The sequence below is a fragment of the Synechococcus sp. ROS8604 genome (genome assembly GCF_014279655.1).
In the GTDB taxonomy this organism is placed as follows: domain Bacteria; phylum Cyanobacteriota; class Cyanobacteriia; order PCC-6307; family Cyanobiaceae; genus Synechococcus_C.
In genome coordinates this window covers 1-19,410 of record NZ_CP047946.1, presented here as the reverse complement: position 1 = coordinate 19,410, position 19,410 = coordinate 1, and the positions used below count along the sequence as shown (strand labels likewise).

16 protein-coding genes are annotated in these 19,410 nt (G+C 57.0%); 4 read left to right on the top strand and 12 right to left on the bottom strand.

What is annotated here, in order from left to right:
• Nucleotide 1: 1 nt before the first annotated feature.
• On the bottom strand, nt 2-514 hold the full coding sequence (gene msrB / locus SynROS8604_RS00080; protein WP_186544666.1) for a peptide-methionine (R)-S-oxide reductase MsrB: 513 nt from the start codon (nt 512-514) through the stop codon (nt 2-4).
• Nucleotides 515-582: 68 nt separating this feature from the next.
• Here msrB and dusA point away from each other — a divergent pair, with 68 nt between their 5' ends.
• A complete protein-coding gene (dusA, locus tag SynROS8604_RS00075; protein WP_186544665.1) occupies nt 583-1,587 on the top strand; it encodes a tRNA dihydrouridine(20/20a) synthase DusA in 1,005 nt (334 codons plus the stop codon).
• Nucleotides 1,588-1,605: 18 nt separating this feature from the next.
• Here dusA and SynROS8604_RS00070 read toward each other — a convergent pair whose 3' ends face one another.
• The 7 genes from SynROS8604_RS00070 to SynROS8604_RS00040 form a co-directional block, all read right to left on the bottom strand.
• Nucleotides 1,606-2,058, bottom strand: a complete 453-nt coding sequence (locus SynROS8604_RS00070; protein WP_186544664.1) for an RNA-binding protein — start codon at nt 2,056-2,058, stop codon at nt 1,606-1,608.
• Nucleotides 2,059-2,192: 134 nt separating this feature from the next.
• On the bottom strand, nt 2,193-3,602 hold the full coding sequence (argH, locus tag SynROS8604_RS00065; RefSeq protein ID WP_186544663.1) for an argininosuccinate lyase: 1,410 nt from the start codon (nt 3,600-3,602) through the stop codon (nt 2,193-2,195).
• A 31-nt stretch (nt 3,603-3,633) separates the two neighbouring features.
• Entirely contained in the window at nt 3,634-5,043 is a 1,410-nt protein-coding gene (locus SynROS8604_RS00060) for a PP2C family protein-serine/threonine phosphatase (RefSeq protein ID WP_186544662.1), read from the bottom strand.
• A 67-nt stretch (nt 5,044-5,110) separates the two neighbouring features.
• The gene (gene ftsY / locus SynROS8604_RS00055) at nt 5,111-6,796 is read right to left on the bottom strand and encodes a signal recognition particle-docking protein FtsY (protein ID WP_186544661.1); all 1,686 of its coding nucleotides are present in this window, start codon (nt 6,794-6,796) and stop codon (nt 5,111-5,113) included.
• A 4-nt stretch (nt 6,797-6,800) separates the two neighbouring features.
• Nucleotides 6,801-7,433 carry a transcription antitermination factor NusB gene (nusB, locus tag SynROS8604_RS00050; protein WP_186545721.1) on the bottom strand — a complete coding sequence of 211 codons (633 nt, stop codon included), beginning with the start codon at nt 7,431-7,433 and terminating at the stop codon, nt 6,801-6,803.
• Nucleotides 7,434-7,454: 21 nt separating this feature from the next.
• Nucleotides 7,455-8,204, bottom strand: a complete 750-nt coding sequence (locus SynROS8604_RS00045) for a DUF502 domain-containing protein (protein WP_038014953.1) — start codon at nt 8,202-8,204, stop codon at nt 7,455-7,457.
• Nucleotides 8,205-8,259: 55 nt separating this feature from the next.
• Complete coding sequence (locus SynROS8604_RS00040) at nt 8,260-8,922, bottom strand: HpsJ family protein (protein WP_186544660.1); 663 nt, start codon at nt 8,920-8,922, stop codon at nt 8,260-8,262.
• A gap of 41 nt (nt 8,923-8,963) precedes the next feature.
• Between SynROS8604_RS00040 and queG the strand changes: the two genes are divergently transcribed.
• From queG to SynROS8604_RS00025, 3 genes are all read left to right on the top strand, one after another.
• Entirely contained in the window at nt 8,964-9,941 is a 978-nt protein-coding gene (gene queG / locus SynROS8604_RS00035) for a tRNA epoxyqueuosine(34) reductase QueG (RefSeq protein WP_186544659.1), read from the top strand.
• Nucleotides 9,941-10,840, top strand: coding sequence for a tetratricopeptide repeat protein (locus SynROS8604_RS00030; RefSeq protein ID WP_186544658.1), 900 nt, complete (start codon nt 9,941-9,943; stop codon nt 10,838-10,840). The genes queG and SynROS8604_RS00030 overlap by 1 nt, the downstream gene beginning before the upstream one ends.
• 69 nt (nt 10,841-10,909) lie before the next feature.
• Nucleotides 10,910-13,372, top strand: coding sequence for a DNA topoisomerase (ATP-hydrolyzing) subunit A (locus tag SynROS8604_RS00025; protein WP_186544657.1), 2,463 nt, complete (start codon nt 10,910-10,912; stop codon nt 13,370-13,372).
• A 12-nt stretch (nt 13,373-13,384) separates the two neighbouring features.
• Here SynROS8604_RS00025 and purF read toward each other — a convergent pair whose 3' ends face one another.
• The 4 genes from purF to dnaN are packed head-to-tail and all read right to left on the bottom strand — an operon-like array spanning nt 13,385 to nt 19,237.
• A complete protein-coding gene (gene purF, locus SynROS8604_RS00020) occupies nt 13,385-14,890 on the bottom strand; it encodes an amidophosphoribosyltransferase (protein WP_186544656.1) in 1,506 nt (501 codons plus the stop codon).
• On the bottom strand, nt 14,890-17,223 hold the full coding sequence (gene purL / locus SynROS8604_RS00015) for a phosphoribosylformylglycinamidine synthase subunit PurL (RefSeq protein WP_186544655.1): 2,334 nt from the start codon (nt 17,221-17,223) through the stop codon (nt 14,890-14,892). Before purL ends, purF begins: the two co-directional genes overlap by 1 nt.
• A gap of 36 nt (nt 17,224-17,259) precedes the next feature.
• On the bottom strand, nt 17,260-18,060 hold the full coding sequence (locus tag SynROS8604_RS00010) for an RNA methyltransferase (protein WP_186544654.1): 801 nt from the start codon (nt 18,058-18,060) through the stop codon (nt 17,260-17,262).
• A 16-nt stretch (nt 18,061-18,076) separates the two neighbouring features.
• Nucleotides 18,077-19,237, bottom strand: coding sequence for a DNA polymerase III subunit beta (gene dnaN / locus SynROS8604_RS00005; RefSeq protein WP_186544653.1), 1,161 nt, complete (start codon nt 19,235-19,237; stop codon nt 18,077-18,079).
• Nucleotides 19,238-19,410 lie beyond the last annotated feature (173 nt).

The window sequence follows — 19,410 nt, the reverse complement described above, 5'->3', positions numbered from 1 at the left end:
GTCATGCTGTGGGTTGGAAACGCAGGGCGACTCCGTTGTTGCAGTAGCGCTTACCCGTCGGTCGGGGACCGTCATTAAAAACATGGCCCTGATGCCCACCGCAGCGGCTGCAGTGATATTCAGTGCGAGGAAGAATTAATTTGAAATCTACTTTTGTATCCACACCGCCCGGAAGCGGCTCCCAAAAACTGGGCCAACCGGTACCGCTATCAAACTTGGCGGTGGAAGCAAACAAGGGCAGGTCGCAACCGGCGCAGTGGTACATGCCTTCTCGTTTTTCGTTATTAAAAGGACTGGTGAAGGGGCGTTCGGTGCCTTCCTGACGCAACACCTGATACGCCTCAGGCGAGAGACGCTTCTTCCATTCGCCATCGCTGAGATCCCAGGCGGATTCACCAGCCTTAGAAGCCGCCAAAACCTGTTCTGGCACTTTCATGACACCAATCAGCCCAGCAATCGAAGCGAGAAGCATCGACCGACGGCTTAACAACCAACTTTGCATCGAAGTACCCATCGGCACGTCTTTTAAAGACTCTCCTTGTTCTAGAGCGCCTGGTGCGGAAAGCGAGGCAGCATGGAGGCATGGATTCCCTCCAAAAACCTGATCGGGAACCCGCCTGGCGCTTCAGTGTGGCGCCCATGCTGGATTGCACGGATCGGCATTTCCGCATGCTGATGCGCCAAATCAGCAAACAAAGCCTGCTGTACAGCGAAATGGTGGTAGCCCAAGCTCTCCACCACAGCAAGCGCCGTGAACGGCTGCTCGACTTTGACCCCGAGGAACATCCCCTAGCGCTGCAGGTGGGAGGCGATGATCCTGTAGTACTGGCCGACGCCGCCCGGATGGCAGCTGATTGGGGGTACGACGAGATCAACCTCAATGTGGGCTGCCCGAGTCCAAGGGTGCAAGCCGGGAATTTTGGAGCTTGTTTGATGGCAGAGCCGCAAACCGTGGCGCGTTGTGTGGAGGCCATGGTGGCGGCATCATCGCTTCCAGTCACCGTGAAACATCGCGTTGGTATTGATGATCTCGACAGTGATGACCTGCTCAGACAGTTTGTTGACCAAGTGGCTGAAGCCGGAGCCTTACGCTTTTCCGTACATGCCCGCAAGGCATGGCTGGAAGGATTAGATCCCAAGCAAAACCGCACGATTCCTGCTCTTCAGCATGATCGCGTGATTGCTTTAAAGGAATCCAGACCCGATCTCACCATTGAATTGAATGGTGGCCTCGATACCCCTGAGGATTGCCTCAAGGCCTTAAAGCACTGCGATGGGGCGATGGTCGGACGGGCTGCTTATGCCCACCCACTGCGCTGGCGCGATATCGACAGCTTGATCTACGGCGCGGTGCCACGCCAAGTGTTGGCCTCCGATGTCGTGCTTGGGCTGATTCCCCATGCCGAACGTCATCTTCAGCGAGGAGGAAGACTGTGGGATCTATGCCGGCATCTCGTCCAGGTTGTGGAAGCAGTCCCAGGAGCCAGGAATTGGCGGAACAACCTCAGCAGCAAAGCGCAAAAAGCTGGTGCTGGAGTTGAAATCATTGAGGCTGCAGCTCAGGAGCTGCTCGATGCCGGGCTCTAAGCAGCCATGACAGCGAAGTCAGCCTTCGGCGCCGCCATATCCACTGTTGTCGTTAGCTCCGCCACGGCGACGACGGGTACGGCCATCGTCGTAGGCACTGCCGCCAGCTGGAGGAGCTCCACTGCCATAGCTGCGATCTTCCCAGCCACTCGCACCAGAGCGACGCTCACCACCGCCACCACCGCCGTAGTTGCCACCGCCACCACCAAAATCGCGACGGGGGGCACTGCCACGAGGCTCTGCTTTGTTGATGCGCAGGGGACGACCCATCAATTCAGCACCTTGAAGCGCCTCGATGGCAGATGCTTCGGCCGCTTCGTCGCTCATTTCGACAAATGCAAAGCCGCGTTTGCGACCGGTGTCGCGCTCTAGGGGGAGGGCACAATTCGTGACCTCTCCATAGGTGGAAAACAATTCAATGATGTCTTCCTGCTCAGCGCGGAACGGAAGATTGCCGACAAAAATGCTCACTTATCTGATGGACCGAAGTTAAGAGGGGCCAATGGGATCAAAGGGCCAAAATTCATGGACCTAAAGAAGATCATTGAATCTCTGGCTCCTTCAGCGTAGTCCGATCTCAGCCGAATGATCACCAATCAAACAACCTAATTCGCAAGCCCAAAGCGTTGGTTCCAAATCGCCAGCTGTTCGTTGACGCGGTCGAAACCTGTTCCCCCTTCGCTGGTTCGCGCTGCCACCACATTGCGAGGTGTTAACGCCTCAAACAAATCAGCCTCGATCGCAGGGTGAAACTGCTGCCAACGCTCCAGCGTCAGTTCGCGAAGCAGCACGCCTTCCTGAAGGCAATGTTTCACGACAGCACCAACCAATTGATAGGCCTCTCGAAAAGGAACCTGCTTCGCCACGAGATAGTCGGCCACATCCGTGGCATTGGAATAGTCCGCAGCAACAGCCGCCTCAAGGCGTTCGGTCCTGAAACTCAAGCCTTCCTGAAGCAAAATCGTCATCGCCTCAAGGCATTGCGATGTGGTCGCCACCACATCAAAAAGCGCCTCTTTGTCCTCCTGAAAATCTTTGTTGTAGGCCAGTGGCAAGCCCTTAATCATCGTGAGCAGGCCTTGTAAGTGGCCGAACACCCGCCCGCATTTGCCACGCACCAATTCAGGAACATCAGGGTTTTTTTTCTGCGGCATCAAGCTGCTGCCCGTTGCACAGCGATCGGTGAGCCGTACAAAGCCACATTCCTCTGACGCCCAAAAAATCACCTCCTCAGCAAGACGACTGAGATGCACCATCACCAGGGAGGCCGCGGCCGAAAATTCCACCGTGAAATCACGATCACTCACCGCATCCAAGCTGTTGGCATAGATGCCATCGAAGCCAAGGGCCGACGCGGTGCTCCTGCGATCGATCGGTACCGGAGTGCCCGCCAAAGCTGCGGCACCCAAAGGGGAGAGATTCAGCCGTTTGCGCAAGTCCGCCATCCGCTGCCGATCCCTCTCCACCATCTCCACGTAAGCAAGAAGATGGTGAGCGAGGCACAGAGGCTGGGCACGCTGCAGATGCGTGTAGCCAGGAATCAGGGTGTTGCTGTGAAGGTTCGCCTGGTCAAGCAAGGCACGCTGAAAGCCAAGCAAATGCTGTTCAAGCTCATCCAAACGACGCCTGAGCCAAAGCCGCAAATCGGTCCCCACCTGGTCGTTACGACTCCGACCGGTGTGCAATTTCTTGCCAACCGGACCAAGCAAAGCAATCAGACGTCGCTCAACAGCGAAGTGCACATCTTCATCGGCGAGCCCTGGCTGAAACTGTCCTGATGCCGCTTCCTGGCGGACTTGTTCAAGACCAGCCACAAGTTGATTGGCCTCCTCTTCCTGGATCACACCGCACTGAGCAAGCATGCGGGCATGGGCGATCGACCCATCCAGATCTTCCTGGAGAAGGGTGATATCAAAGCCAATCGACGCATTAAAACGTTCAATCGCCGGATGCAAGCCCTGCTCAAACCGGTCACTCCAGGTTGCGGAGTCTCCACCCGTCACCCCCCCTGCCATGTCACTCTCCTCTGCGCTTGTCCTCAGCTTGTCAGGCCAAAGACCGGGGGACAGACGGCAGCATGATCTCCTCTTTGACCTTGAGCACCACCATCGAGGCATCGTCATCCAACTGACGGGTGGGTCCCACAAACCGATCGAGCCGACTGAACAAGTGATCAAGAATCCCTTGGGATCCAGTTCCCGATCGACAGGCTTGCTCAAGTGAGCGCATCAAGCGCGCCTCATCAAAGCGATCACCTGTGATCCCAGGGGCTTCAGTGACGCCGTCCGTGTAATAAAGAAGAACGTCACCAGGCTCAAGCACGAGCGATTCACAGCCATATTCCGCCTCAGGCTGAAGGCCAATCAGGAGCCCGGGAGCATCCAATCGCATCAATTTCCGAGACTGGGCACGCCAAATCAACGGTGGGTTGTGGGCGGCGTTGGCGTAACGAAGTCGCCTCGTGCGTGGATCGAAATCGGAATAAAAGAGCGTGACGAAGCGATGGGACTGAGACAGGTCTTCCAGCGCTAATTGGTTGAGGTCATAAAGGATGCGATCGGGCGGCAGACCACTCAAAACCTCTGCCCTGAGCATGCCGCGGAGCATGGTCATCAATAATCCCGCTGGCACCCCCTTACCCATCACATCCCCCATCACGAAAGCCCAACGGCCACGCTCCCTACGGCGTCCGATCAGTTCTGGCCGGGTTGGAATGAAATCGTAGTAATCACCGCCAACTTGAAAAGCCGGCCGGCAACGCGCCGCAAGATCCACGCCTTCGATCACAGGGCAGTGATCGGGCAACAGCTGAGCCTGAATATCCGCTCCGATGCTGAGCTGACGATCAACCCGTTCATGCCGACGGGCCTCCTGAAGCATCAAATCATTTTCAATCGCGACCCCTGTGAGATCGGCCACCAATTGCACATGGCGGCGATAGACGTCACTCCAAGCAAGAGGACTCGACGGGTTGAAAACGTAAAGTCGTCCCCTCGGCCGACCACGAGCGATCAACGAAGTCGCAAAAAGTCCGGCACTACCAAGCTGTCGCTGGACCAAACGATCCATCGCCCGCACGAGACCTTCGTCGGATCCAAAACCAACGACGTTGCCAGGCTCATGAGAAGCAAGCGCCCGCAACAAGCCCTCCCTGCGTGGACCAGGAAGCATCTGCAGCTGTTCACGCCAAAGACGTCCGTCCGCCTGAAACGGAACCAGCAGGGAACCCTGAACCCCGACAAGCCGGGCAGCGACCACCGGCACCAACTCCAAAAAACGGTTGAGGTTGCTGAAGCTGCGCAACGCAAACCCAAGCGACACCAGCAGCTCCTGATTGGAACGCTGCTCCCGCGACATGCTCTCTAACAGCTGTCGTAGCGAGGCTGTGGCCGTCAACGATTGGTTGATTCCACGTTGAGGCGTTGCCGGATGTCGCCATGAAGGTGTGCTGCTCACGGCCCAGCACCCAGCAGAAGGCGCAACGTAGCAAGTTCAGCTTGATCAGGCCGCAATGCGAAACGCATCAACGCGATGCCAATAGGGCCTCCACAAATTCAAAACTATTGAAAGGACGAAGATCGCGAATCCCCTCACCAGCGCCAATAAAGCGAATCGGCAGCTTTGCTTCTGAAGCAACAGCCAGCGCCACACCGCCTCTGGCTGTGCCATCGAGCTTGGTAATCACCACCCCTGTGAGCCCAGCAGCACGGGCAAAGGCCATCGCCTGCTTCAAGCCGTTCTGGCCCTGACTGGCATCGAGCACCAACAACGATTCCACATGGGCTTCGGGAGCAAGACGATCCACCACACGACGGATCTTTTCCAGCTCCTCCATCAAGTTGTGCTTGGTCTGCAGGCGACCGGCCGTGTCCACCAGAACCAAATCAGTGCCCTTGGAACGGGCGGCACCGATCGCATCAAACACCACCGCTGCAGGATCCGCATTCGCTGAAGGATTGGCCACAACTGGCACATCACTGCGATCCCCCCAAACCTGAACTTGCTGAACAGCTGCGGCACGAAAGGTATCGGCCGCTGCGATTAAGGCGGAATACCCACTGCGAACAGCAAGATTGGCGAGCTTGCCGAGGGTGGTGGTTTTACCAACGCCATTCACTCCAACCAAAAGCCAAACATTCAGGCGATCCCGTTGAGGAGCGAGGAGGTCAACAGCACTCGCCTTCATCGGCTCATCAAGCAGGTCGCGGAGCTGTTCCTTCAGAAAGCGAATGCCTTCGCTGGGATCAACGACCTGTTCGTTCATCCGCTGCCGTAGGGCATCCAGCACCTGATCCGTGGCCTGAACCCCCGCATCAGCCCTCAACAAAAGCGATTCAAGGTCGTCGAGCACCTCTGGGGTCAACGGATCGTCGCCCAGGTTTTCCAGCAGACCGGTAACAAAGCCTTGGCGGGTCTTCTCCAGGCCTTGGCGAAGTCGCCCTAACCAGTCGATCTCCTCGAGGGTGACCTGTTCCGCACTACGCCCTTGGGCCGCTAAAACTTCAGCCGACCAGGTGAAGGCATCGTCAAAGTCTCCAAGGCTGGGTTCATCCTGATCAATCGTCGGCGCCGCTTGGGCTGCGACTGGAACAACCGGAACAGGGTCTGGCTCAGCAGGTTGCTCGAGCTCTTGCTGACGCTGATCCCGCTGGGCAGCTGCCTGTTCAAGGAAAGACAACGCCGGGGCAGGTGGCGTAGCAGTTGGGGCAGGTGGCGTAGCAGTTGGGGCAGGAGACGTAGGTGCGGTCGGAGTCGGCGCGGGAACAACAGCAGACTCCACCACCGGGGCCTGTTGTGCCGGCTCGACCGTCTCAGCAGGAGGCTCCGGGAGCTCAACCGAAGAAGTTTCGCTGGCAGGAGAAGGAGAGGCTTCTGGAGAAGCAACTTCTGGAGGAGCGACAACAGCTGTTGGCATCACCGCTGGAGGCTCCATCACAGGAGGAACCACCACGTTCTGTTCCGACGTCGAATCGATCTGGGCTGTCTTGGCGGCCTCAGCAGCCTCAGCTTTCTGAGCTTTTAAACGGGCATAGGCCTGGCGGGCCCATTCAAGAGAATCGTCTTCCGGCTCAGACGATTGGGGTTCAGCCAACTGCACGTCTGCTGGTTGCGACTCAGAAGACTGATCGGGGTGAACCTCTGGATCCACTGGAGGGTCCACTGGGGTTTCAGGAGGAACGGATCCGCGATTAAACCAGTCGTAGACCATGATTTCAAGACAACACCAGTGAGGGGGCGTTCTGCAGACGACGCAGCACACCATTGATCATCTTTCGGCCTTGCTCGTCACTGAAGCGATGGGCTAATTCAACAGCTTCGTTGCAAGCCACAGCCGCGGGAGTATTGAGTTCTGAAAGATCAATCACAGCCAAGCGCAAAATATCGCGATCAATGCGCGGTAGCCGGGTGAGGCGCCAGCCCTCCATCACACCATCCAGCAACTGATCAATCGCTTTGCGTTTTTTCAGCACAAACGTCACGCGTTGCATGGCCTCGCGACGCACCTGGTCTTGATTGGATAGGGCCAACAAACGGGGCAACTCAAGACTGGCTGAAAGACCATTCAGAACTTGTTCGGCCCCCGTAAGGGACAACTGCAACGACGCACGAACCGAACTCTGATCGGAGGAGGGGCCATCTTTTAGTTCACTTTCGAGCAAGTGTTGCTGAGCTTTTTCCAGATCTCCAGCACAACAATCCAGGACTTCAGTCCAGTGCTGCATCAAGCTATCGAGGGCCTTTTGGAGCAAGGTGTCCAGGGAGAGATCAGGGGGATGATCCACCCGCTCAGGGCATTGACCGAGCACCAGCAGCGCTAGTTCACGGGACAGGGATTGGGACTGCATGGACATACGGCCGAGTCGAGTTCAGGCTCCAGTGGTGGACGACGACGGTGAGACAGAACCCCTCAGCTGAGAAATCAGGCTGGAGAAACTTCGATTCACAGGAGCTTCACGCTCATCAGGATTCACAATGCCAGCGGAAATGATCGTTCGGAACGCATCTTCCACGGAAATGTCCAGATCTTTGACAGATGTTTCGGGAACCAAGGTGTACCAGCCCGTTGTGGGGTTTGGTGCTGTGGGGATGAACACACTGAGAAGGGGTTCCTTGAGCTCAGCTTGGAGGGAAGGTCCCACCACGCCGGTCACAAAACCCACGCTGTAAAGGCCCTCGCGGGGATATTCCACTAAGACCACACGCCGAAAACGCTGAGAGTTATCTCTCAAAAACGTGGCGAGCAGCTGTTTCAAGGTTTTGTAAACCGAGCCAGCAAGAGGAATGCGTTGCAGGGTTTCCTCGCCAAACTCCAGCAACCAGCGACCGACGATGTTCCTCGCCATCAAACCGATCAGCAGAATCGCGAAGAGTGGCACCGTCAATCCCAGCGCCAGGTTGATCAAATCCTGGAGAAGAGGATTAAGGGTGATGAACGGGTTGAACTGTTTGGGAATCGAGGTAAGAAAAGCCAGAACAAAACGACTGACCGTGGTGGCCAACCAAATCGTGGTTGCCAGTGGAATGACCACCAACAACCCAGCGATTAAATCGTTTTTCAGATCTTGCTGAAGCCTGGCGCTAAGCGGCAGGTCAGGTCTTGTATTGGACTGCACCAAGGAACGCCTGTGGCCGAAGGCTGACGTGATCTCACCAACCTAACCAGCAGATCGCTCAGATCACGGCCCCTAGAGCCAAGAGCACAAAGGCAACGGCAAGAATCACCGCGCTCAAAGTGCCGCCGAAACGACGCTGATTCACAGCAAGGTTGCGCTGACGTTCCCCCTGCTTGATCTGCTGTTCCATCTGCGCCAGCTGCTTATCGATGAAAGCCTGAGCAGCTTTGACCCTGTCTTCCTCACTGGCATCAGCAGGCAACTGTCCTGCCTGAGTGAGCTGGTTACCCAGCATTTTTACGTTCTCAGGATTCGCCGATTGCTGACGAGCCATCTCCAACTGACCCTTTTGCTGCTCAAGCGTTTGATTCGATTCACCCGAGAGGTTCTGATTGCCTGAGATCGAAACGGGAACAACCACGATCATCAAAATCGCCAACAGCCCTGAAATCACACAAACGAACCAACGAATGGGAGGTCTTGCTGTCTCCGGTTGGTCAAGGCGCGATCCCAAAAGCATAAGCAAGAGGCCGATCAGCCCCATGGGAGCTTGATTGACTAAGCGCTCAATGAGCAGTTGCTTAAAAACTCCATCAGCCCAATCAGCTGCACTCAGCAGCACGGCCATCTGCAATGCCAGCAGCGCAACCAGAGTGATGCCCAACCACCTCAGAACAAACGACAGTCGTAAGGATTGAGAACCCGATGGGGATGCGGACACGTCGCGATGATGAAAGTTGATTAATTTTACGGCCCGCTTCCGTGACGTCCTCCACTGGACAATCCCAACTCAGTGCGGCTCTCAAGGAGCGTGCCCGCCTGGAAGGATTCGATCCTGTTGGGATCGCATGTTTACCGGGAAGTTCAAGGCTGCAGATGCGGACAGCAGCATTACAGCGCTGGCTTGACGCTGGTTTTCAAGCGGAAATGGGCTGGATGGCTGCTCCGCGCAGGCTCGACGCCAGAACACTTCTGGATGGAGCTCGGAGCTTGCTGGCCGTTGGGCTGAATTACTACGTCTCCGAATCACGCCAACCAAACAGCCTTGCCATCGCTCGCTATGCATGGGGCCGCGACTATCACCGCGTCGTCAACCAAAGGCTGCGCCGCATTGGTCGCTGGCTTGAATCACAAAGACCCGAATCGCGCTGGCGGGTTTGCGTGGATGCCGAACCCCTCTTGGATAAGGCCTGGGCAGAAGAGGCTGGTTTGGGATGGATTGGCAAACACAGCAACGTGATTCATCCACAACGGGGGTCTTGGATGGTGATCGGCCACCTCCTCAGCACCGAAGATTTAGTGGCGGATCAACCGGCAGAGCCTCGCTGCGGCCGTTGCAGAGCGTGCATGGACGCGTGCCCCACCGACGCCATCCGGGAACCGTTCGTGGTCGATTCACGGCGCTGCATCGCATATCACACAATCGAAAACCGAGACGAACAGCTTCCCGACTTGATTAAGGCTGGGATGGGTCCATGGGTGGCTGGCTGTGATATTTGCCAGGACGTCTGTCCGTTTAACCAAACGGAGCTCCCAACGAATCAGGATCCCGAGGTGCAGCCGCGTCCCTGGGTGTTGGATCTGAGCGCTGCCCAGGTGAAGCAGTGGGATCCTGCGACCTGGGACCAGAAGCTGCGCGGGTCCGCACTTAGGCGCATCAAACCTTGGATGTGGCGCCGCAATGCCGCCTCAGCAAAGTCATTAGATCCACCTACTGTGTCTTCATCTGAGATTCGGTGATGGGATCCCATCGGCGTTCAAGCCAATCGTTCAACAAAGCGTGGGTGTTAGCCGCCCTGATGAGCACGATCGGTCTGTGCAGCGCTGAACCCGCGAAAGCCCTCATCCCCTATGTGTTCACGCCCAGCACCCAAGAGTTAGAAGGGGCTGGGATCGGCATCGGTCGCACTGCAGCGCAGTTGCTAAGGCTGGGACAACCCAAAGAAGCCGCCCGCTTAGCCGCCTTAGCGGTGCGTTTACAGCCCAACGACGAACGGCTTTGGTCTGTTCTGGCAGAAGCGCAACTGCGGAGCGAACAACTCGACGACGCAGCTGGATCCCTGGCACGGGCGAAATCACTCAACCCAACCAACGCGGGACTTTGGTTCGCAGAAGCATCCTTAGCGCTGCGAGACAACCGTCCGGACGACGCGATCCCCCTGTTGGATCGCGGTCTCAGTCTGGATCCAAAAAACGCAACGGCCTACTTCGATCTTGGCAACGCCAGGGTGATGCAATCCGATCAAAAGCGGGCCCTGAAGGCTTTTGAGCGCGCCACGTCGATTAAACCCAGTTTCTGGGAAGCCTTAAACAACCAAAGTCTGGTGTTGTTTGAAATGGGAAACACCAAGGAAGCGATTCGACGCTGGCGTTCCGTTTTAAAGATCAATGCCAACCCAGAGCCCATGTTGGCCTTGGCTGCCGCATTAAACAAAGTGAGGCCTGGAGATGAGGAATCCTTGAAGCTCGCTCAAAGAGCTCTTGCCGAATCTCCGAATTACGTTTTACCAGGCCACCAAAAAAAACAACTATGGGGCCTGAAATTACGCCGAGCCACGGCTGAACTTTTCAACAATCCCAGCCTTCAAAACGCCGTCGAACGGGCCGAGGCGAATGCAGATCCCAAAAGCGCCAACTAACCAAAACCCTGGTCAAGCAGAAGTAGATCTGTAGGCTGAGACTCGACTGCCCTCTTATTTCCCTGCAGGATGGCCGAGGAGCGCGTTCAATCGATCGCCCTGTATCACGAGATGCAGCGCTCATACCTCGAATACGCGATGAGCGTGATCGTGGGCAGAGCCCTCCCGGATGTGCGTGATGGACTGAAACCCGTCCAACGCAGAATTCTGTTTGCGATGCATGAATTGGGGCTCACCCCCGATCGTCCCTATCGCAAATGTGCCCGTGTCGTCGGGGACGTGCTTGGTAAGTACCACCCGCATGGGGATCAAGCCGTTTATGACGCCCTTGTGCGCTTGGTCCAAACCTTTTCCAGCCGTCATCCATTGCTTGATGGTCACGGAAACTTTGGCTCGGTGGATGACGATCCACCAGCAGCCATGCGCTATACAGAAACCCGGCTAGCGCGGATCTCCCACGAAGGGTTATTGGATGAAATCGGCGACGACACCGTCGATTTTGCCTCCAATTTTGATGGATCCCAACAGGAGCCCACAGTTCTCCCTGCCCAGCTTCCGTTTTTACTGCTCAATGGCTGCTCGGGCATCGCTGTTGGCATGGCCACCAGCATTCCCCCCCACAACCTCGGCGAGGTGGTGGACGGTCTCATTGCCCTCGTTAAAAACCCCGATCTAAGCGAAGACGATGTCTTTAAGCTGATCCCTGGGCCCGATTTCCCCACAGGCGGAGAAGTGCTTCTTGGAAGCGGCGTCCGCGAAACCTACTTAAGAGGCCGGGGCAGCATTCCCATGCGCGGCGTGGCCCATATCGAGGAAGTGCATCCCGGCAAAGGAAAGCATCGGCGGAACGCTGTGGTCGTGACCGAGCTCCCTTATCAACTCAGCAAGGCCGGCTGGATCGAAAAACTAGCTGAACACGTCAACGACGGAAAGATTGGTGGCATTGCCGATATCCGTGATGAAAGCGACCGGGAAGGGATGCGCGTGGTGGTGGAACTCCGCCGTGATGCCGATCCAGAAACCGTGCTGACTGACTTGCAAAGGCGCACGTCACTGCAAAGCAACTTTGGCGCGATCCTGCTCGCCCTCGTCGATGGCCGACCGCAGCAACTGACGCTCCGGCAGCTTCTCCAAACCTTCCTGGATTACCGAGAGCTCACGATCATTCGGCGTACCACCCATGCGCTCCGTAAAACGGAAGATCGGCTGGAAGTGGTGGAGGGCCTGACCACGGCCCTCGCCTCACTGCAAGAAGTGATTGCGATGATCCAAGAAGCCAGAGATGCGGCCAAAGCTCGGGCCAGCTTGATGGTGCATTTCGATCTGAGCGAACGGCAGGCTGATGCCGTGCTGGCCATGCCCTTGCGCAGGCTCACAGGCTTGGAACAGGAAAGCCTGCGCAAGGAAGCGGATGATCTGCGCCAAGAAAGACAGCGACTCACCCTGCTGCTGGAAAATCGTGACCAATTGCTGGATGCTCTGATCCAGGAACTGCGCCAGCTCAAAAAACGCTTTGCAACGCCAAGGCGCACCCGGCTGGTGGAGGGTGGTGACCATCTGCTTGCCGAGCGGGCCGCCAGTCAACGGCCCAATGCCGAACTACAGAGGCGCCAAGCCCTGGATGCCCTTCCGAGCGAATCCAGGTTGCTGATTCAAGACGACGGTCAAGTGAAAATCATCAGTCCACAGCTGCTGGGACGCCTGCATCTCAACGATCCAGCTCCGATGGGGGATGAACCCTCTCCAGCTCTCATCAGCCTGCCCATCCAGCCTCCGCCACGACTTTTGGCTGTGACGGTGAGCGGTCGTGTAGCGCTTGTGCGCTGGGAATTTGCAGGACAGCAACAAGGAACCCTTGAGCGATTCCTCCCTACAGCCCTTGAAGGTGATGTGGTGGTGTCCCTACTGCCCTTACCCAATCCAGAGGATCTCAGTGCCAATGAGACGAAATCGCTTGGGTTATTAACCAGTGATGGCCGGTTCAAACGGCTTCCGCTCAAGGACATCCAGGAATTGTCGGGTCGAGCCGCGACCGTTTTAAAACTGAAAGAAGGGGTGAGCCTGAAAGCGGCCTTGATCTGTCAAGACGGCGCTGATGTCGCCGTCATCAGCGATATCGGCAGGATTCTTCGTCTGCAAGCAGGGGAAGCCAATCTGCCGTTGATGGGCAAGTTGGCCCAAGGACCGATCACCATGCGTTTGCTCCCTGGCGAACAGCTGGTCACCGCAATCGCGGGGCATGCTGAACGACCAACAACCATCCTTCTGGCGAGTCAAACAGGGCGTCTCCACTGGTTGGACCTCACGACCATCCGCCCCTGCAAACGGGGCGATCTCGGTGAAATTGGCTGGGAACTGAATTGCGAGTCCAACAACGGGGGCGAGCGCATTGCAGCAGCTTGCCTCGCCGATTCCCTGATTGGTGTGGTGACATCCAACGGTCGCCACGGACGCCTGAAGGTGCACGAGCAAGATCAGCTCACGCTGAAAGACAACGAATCCATCCTGCGATTGGTACCCCTAATCAGCTGACTAGAACAGTGATTAGAGATTGGTTGCCGCCACCCCTGCTGGTTCCAGCATCAATTTGCTCGCCTTGATCGAGGCGTCCATCGGAACCGGGTAATCCCCGTCGAAGCAAGCCGTACAGAAATGTTCCGACTGAGCATGGGCAGCTTCCACCATCCCCTCCTTGCTGAGATAAGCGAGCGAATCAACCTTGAGATGCTCTTCGATCTCTTTGAGCGTGAGTCGAGCGGCGATCAACTGATCCTGCGTATCGGTATCGATGCCGTAAAAACAGGGATGGGTCACGGGTGGGGAACTAATCCGCATGTGCACCTCAGTGGCGCCTGCATCACGGAGCGCCTGAACCAATTTTTTACTGGTGGTGCCACGAACAATCGAGTCATCAATCACCAAAACCCTTTTGCCAGTTAAAACATCTGGGAGTGGATTGAGCTTCACGCGAATCCCGGCCTCACGCATCGCCTGAGTGGGCTGGATGAAGGTTCTGCCGACATAGCGGTTTTTGATCAGTCCATCGGCATAGGGAATACCACTGGTCTGGGAATACCCGATCGCAGCTGGAATTCCGGAATCAGGAACCCCAATCACGAGATCCGCCTCGACCGCAGATTCACGGGCCAGAATCTGGCCGATGCGCTGTCGATAGCTGTAAAGCGATTCACCAAAGAAACGACTATCAGGGCGCGCGAAATAGATCATTTCAAACACACACATGCGGGTGGTGGGTTGAATCCAGCGATGCCGTTCTGGAGTGGGGTCCCCACAACGGAACACCACTAATTCGCCAGGTTCCACATCGGCAACGAACGGAGAGCCAATGATGTCGAGCCCACAGGTTTCACTACTGAGAACCCAGTGTCCAAGATCTGGATCACCGAGATAGCCATACACCAGCGGTCGAATCCCATAACCATCCCGCAGGCCGTACAGGGAATCTGACGTTCCAATCACCAAGCTGAAAGCCCCCTGGCACTGGGATGCGGCCGCCTTAATCCCCTCTGTCCAATCCAAGCCCCCATCCACAGCTTGCTGAACCGCGTAAGCGATCAACTCCGAATCCGTGGTGGAGGTGAACTCCACCTCACCGTCATCCACCCGAGCTCGCAGCTCTGCTGCATTCACAAGATTGCCGTTATGGGCCAGCGCGAAGGGGCCGAGACGGGTCATCAGGACTACGGGCTGGGCATTGCAAACCTTGCTGCTCCCAGTGGTGGAATAACGGTTATGGCCAACGGCTAAACCACCAGGCATGCGCTCGAGCACCTCCTGATCAAACACCTGGCTCACCAGGCCCATGTCCTTGTGGAGCCTGACCTTGCCTTCGTTGAAAACAGCAATGCCAGCAGATTCCTGGCCGCGATGCTGCAGGGCGTAAAGACCGAAATACACCAGGTTGGCGACTGGTTGATCGAGGGCCTGAACAGCGAAAACACCGCAGGCTTCTTCCATGCGATCGGGACGCTCTATCTCGAGCTGATGCACCGGCCGCCTCGACTTCGGATGGGTGTTCAGATTCTGCATCAAACCGCACCAAGGCGACGGGGAATGGCTTGTTCGTATTGCTCTCGGAGCGACTCAACAGCCAGGTCAATCACTGGATGTTGTCCGACCGACAAGCGGAAACAACCATGGTCGGCAACGGTTCCGATCTTGGTCACAGGAACATGTTGATGCTCTTGAGAAGCCACTAAGGCTTGCCAAGCCGGACGCTGTTCGGCGCGCACCGACACGACGATGCGTGCTCCACCCTCAGCAAACAAAACACGATCCAGCCGAGCAGACCCCCGTGGCAGGTTGAGATCAACGCCAAGTCCCGAGGCCAGGGCACTTTCCGCAAGCGCTACGGCTAACCCACCATCGCTGCTGTCATGGGCTGAGGCCAACACGCCCTGAGCAAACGCCTGACGCACTAAGGCCTGAACCTGCCCCTCCAACTCCAGATCCACGCTTGGTGGACGGCCTGTCAGCAACCCATGAACAACTCCCTGATAGCTGCTGCCCGCCAAACCAAGGCCTTCATTTCCCTCCTCATCGGTGGAGACACCAAGCAGCACCACCAGATCGCCAGGTTGGCGCCAAGCCAAACCTCCGGAGCAGTCGAGATCTTCCACCAGTCCCACCATGCCCACCACAGGCGTGGGATGAATGGGCTGAAGACTGCCGTCATCGGCCCTGGTTTCGTTGTAGAGAGAAACGTTGCCGCCGGTGATAGGGGTGCCCAAGGTGCGACAGGCATGGGATAGGCCGCGGCATGCCATCGCCAACTGCCAATACCCCCTGGGGGTTTCTGGAGATGGGAAGTTCAGGTTGTCGGTCACCGCGATCGGCTGGGCTCCCACACAACTGAGATTGCGAGCAGCCTCTGCGACCGCTGCAATCGCTCCTCGCTCTGGATCAAGGGCCACCCAGCGATTGGGACAATCCAGCGTGGCCGCAACGCCACACTGAGACGTTTGCAGTGACGCCTCACCCTGTTGAGGACGCAGTCGCACCACAGCAGCATCCGCACCACCGGCTCGAATCACCGTATTGGCCAACACCTGCTGGTCATATTGGCGATAGATCCAGCGCTTGCTGGCAATCGTGGGGTCATCGAGCAAACGCAACAGATCGGCATTCCAATCGCGATCGATGGCAGGACTTGGAAGATCTGATTCACGCCAGGTCCAGTGCGTCTGGATGTCCTCTGGGGGCTCGGACAGCAGCTTGTGCTTGTTGATCGGGGTGTCTTCCGCCAAGGCCCGGGCCGGAACTTCTGCCGCCACGGCACCGTGCTGCAGCACCCTCACCACCGGCTCCTCCAAAACGCGACCAACCACCGCTGCCTGGAGTCCCCAACGGCGGAAACGTTGCATCAGCTGCTCCTCCCGACCCGAACGCACCACGAACAACATGCGCTCTTGAGATTCCGAAAGCAGGAATTCATAGGCGGTCATGCCGTGTTCTCTTGCGGGCACCCGATCGAGATCCAACTCGACACCCACATCCCCCTTCGCCGCCATCTCCGAACAACTACAGGTGAGCCCCGCAGCACCCATATCCTGAGCAGCAACCACATCCCCGCTTTGAAAGGCTTCAAGACAAGCCTCAATCAAGCCCTTCTCCAGAAAGGGATCTCCCACCTGCACAGCCGGGCGATCATCCAGTGAATCGGCACTTAGCTCAGCGCTCGCAAAACTGGCGCCTCCCATGCCATCCCGGCCCGTGGTGCTGCCCACGTACACCACGGGATTGCCAACCCCCGCGGCTCCCGAGCGAACGATGTCATCCGTTTCCATCAGGCCCAGGGCCATGGCGTTCACCAAGGGATTGCCCTGATACGACGGATCGAATGCCACCTCTCCACCCACGGTTGGCACGCCAACGCAGTTGCCATAGTGAGCAATGCCAGCCACAACCCCTTCCACCAATCCACGGGTGGCGGGTTCCTCCAGCGGGCCAAAGCGCAAGGCGTTCAGCAACGCGATCGGCCTGGCGCCCATCGTAAAAATGTCACGCAAGATGCCGCCAACGCCAGTGGCCGCACCTTGAAAAGGCTCCACAGCGGATGGGTGGTTGTGGCTTTCCACCTTGAACGCCAAACGATGACCTTCACCCAGGTCCACCACGCCGGCGTTTTCTCCAGGACCGACAAGGATGCGTGGTCCTTCTGTGGGGAAGCCACTCAACAGGGGTCTGGAATTGCGGTAACAGCAATGCTCCGACCACATCACACCAAACATGCCCAACTCAGCACGGTTGGGATCCCGTCCAAGACGCCGCTGAATTTCGCTGTAATCCGTTTCGGTGAGCCCTTCCTGGCGCAGAGCTGCCCCAAGATCAAATGCCGCAACCGCATGAGAGGACTGGGTCACAACCGATGAGTCATCTGTACCCAGTGTTGCCGACGGTCAGACCCAAGGATCTTCCTCATGATCGGGCCAATCATTTCGAGCCCTCGAATCATTTCGAACGGAACGGCCACGCTCAACCGGAGGATCATCGGGCCAATCAGCATCATCCCAGTCATCGATTGGGTCCACGGAAGGCGATGCTTCCGTCGGATAGGAAGACTCCAGGACAGAGGCCCCAAGAGGCTCGTCCCATGGGGGTTCTTCTAACCAACCCTCTAAACGCTCACCAGCGCGATCTCCAAACTGCTGCAGCTGTTCTCTCCAGTGTCTTGAGCGCTGAAGAAAATCCTGACGAACACTGGCCCGAGCCAGAGGTAAATCATCAAGTTCATGGATCGCCGTGGAGACCAAGCCGGGTTGTTGGTCAACGATTCGATCCGGCAACAAGCGCCAGCGACTAGTTCCAGGCAGCCGAGGGTCACTGCGTGCCACGAGGTAATGACTGATCTGCCCGCTCGCAGGCAAAAAGGCCAAATCAGCGATGATCCCTATCCTCTCTCCATCCACGTTGAGAAGATCGGCATCCAGCAGGGTTGGCAAGCGATCCAAGGTGATCTGATCGGCTTCGGCAGGAGCCCCTTTCACAAACACCTGCTGATCGTCGAATCCCCGACATTGATCAAGACGCCAAACGTCTCGGCTGGTACGCAACGCAGATGGGCGACTCACCCAACCGAGCAGACGGTGCACTGGTGGGTGCATCCAAGCCATGACCCCTGGTCCATGGTCAAGGCCCTGATCACAGCGCACCCGATGGTGCAACAGATCGCTCAAGAGGAGCTGGTCCGGAACAGTCAAGGCGTCGTGAACGGTGTCAGGAACGAATCTGAACAGGCATCACCAGATAGGTGAGGCCTGGATGATCATCATTAGCGGGGGTCAGGATCGCGGGCGTCGTGGGGGCGTTGCAAGACAATCGGACCCGATCACAATCCATGGCCTTGAGACCATCCAGCACATAGCGCACGTTGAAGGCAATTTGGACGGCATCACCGTTGATCTCTGCCGCTAAAGACTCAGAACCACTGCCCACGTCCTGGGCATCCGCACTGATCTGAACCAGTCCCGTGGCTGGCTCCGTAGCGATCCTGACCACATTGTTGTGTTGGTCGGCCAAGACAGCAATGCGTTCCAAAGCGGAGATAAAAGCCCGCCGATCCAGATCAATCGTGCGGCTAAAACTATCGGGAATCAGCTGGCGGTAATTGGGATAAGTCCCTTCCAAGGTGCGACTCGTCACCATCTGATCGGCCGCGAGCACCACAACCTGGCCTCGCTCACAAAACAGGCTGACCGGATCGTTTCCTTTCCAGCTCGCCATTAATCGCTCCACCTCACGCAGGGAACGTGCCGGAAGCGTGACGGCTAATTCATCAGGCTCAGACTCGTCGACACTGATTTCAGCCTGCAAGGCATCCTCAACCGTCAACATCGCAAGCCGATGACCGTCGGTGGATGCGGCCTCCAAACGCTTTTGATTGAAGCGCAGATGAACTCCAGTGAGGAGCTGTTTCGCTTCATCAGCGCTACTGGCAAACAAGGTTGCACGCAAGGCTTTCAGCAGAGATGAGGGATCCACCCGTAAGGCGGTGCCGTTCTCCACAAGAGGAAGCTCGGGAAAATCATCCGCAGGCATTCCTCGCATCTGATAGCTGCCGCTCGAGCTGGTGAGCTCCACCTGTTCAGCGCCGGCATCACAGGACAACGACACCGGCGAATCGCTGGATAACTTGGAAACAATTTCGCCTAGCAAGCGGGCGGGCAACGTCACGGCACCACTGCTTTCGACAGAAGCGGGGACTGACGTCTGAATTCCCAAATTCAGATCGAATCCAGTGAGGCTGAGCCGATCGGTGCCGGCATCAGCGGTGAGCAAAACATTGGCCAACACCGGATGGGTTGGACGCGAGGCGACAGCTCGACTGACCAACTGAAGGGCTGCGTTGAGTTCTGCCTGGGAACAGACCAGTTTCATGAGGTCCGAGTCAACGGCGTGAACAAATCTCACCTCACGATTTCACACGGTGGGGAGAAGCGCAATGCTTTCACGTTTTTTCGTGTTCCCCGGCTTTAGGACTGTTTTTATTCTCTTAAAAGAACTACTAAAACAGCCGTAGTAGGTCTTGTGGAAACAAGGGAAATAAGTCC

Excerpts from the sequence above, each read along its gene's own strand:
- ftsY (WP_186544661.1), bottom strand. The coding sequence starts at position 6,796 with ATGGTCTACGACTGGTTTAATCGCGGATCCGTTCCTCCTGAAACCCCA.
- dnaN (WP_186544653.1), bottom strand. The coding sequence starts at position 19,237 with ATGAAACTGGTCTGTTCCCAGGCAGAACTCAACGCAGCCCTTCAGTTG.
- msrB (WP_186544666.1), bottom strand. The coding sequence starts at position 514 with ATGGGTACTTCGATGCAAAGTTGGTTGTTAAGCCGTCGGTCGATGCTT.
- purF (WP_186544656.1), bottom strand. The coding sequence starts at position 14,890 with ATGCAGAATCTGAACACCCATCCGAAGTCGAGGCGGCCGGTGCATCAG.
- nusB (WP_186545721.1), bottom strand. The coding sequence starts at position 7,433 with ATGCAGTCCCAATCCCTGTCCCGTGAACTAGCGCTGCTGGTGCTCGGT.
- SynROS8604_RS00025 (WP_186544657.1), top strand. The coding sequence starts at position 10,910 with ATGGCCGAGGAGCGCGTTCAATCGATCGCCCTGTATCACGAGATGCAG.
- argH (WP_186544663.1), bottom strand. The coding sequence starts at position 3,602 with ATGGCAGGGGGGGTGACGGGTGGAGACTCCGCAACCTGGAGTGACCGG.
- dusA (WP_186544665.1), top strand. The coding sequence starts at position 583 with ATGGATTCCCTCCAAAAACCTGATCGGGAACCCGCCTGGCGCTTCAGT.
- SynROS8604_RS00030 (WP_186544658.1), top strand. The coding sequence starts at position 9,941 with ATGGGATCCCATCGGCGTTCAAGCCAATCGTTCAACAAAGCGTGGGTG.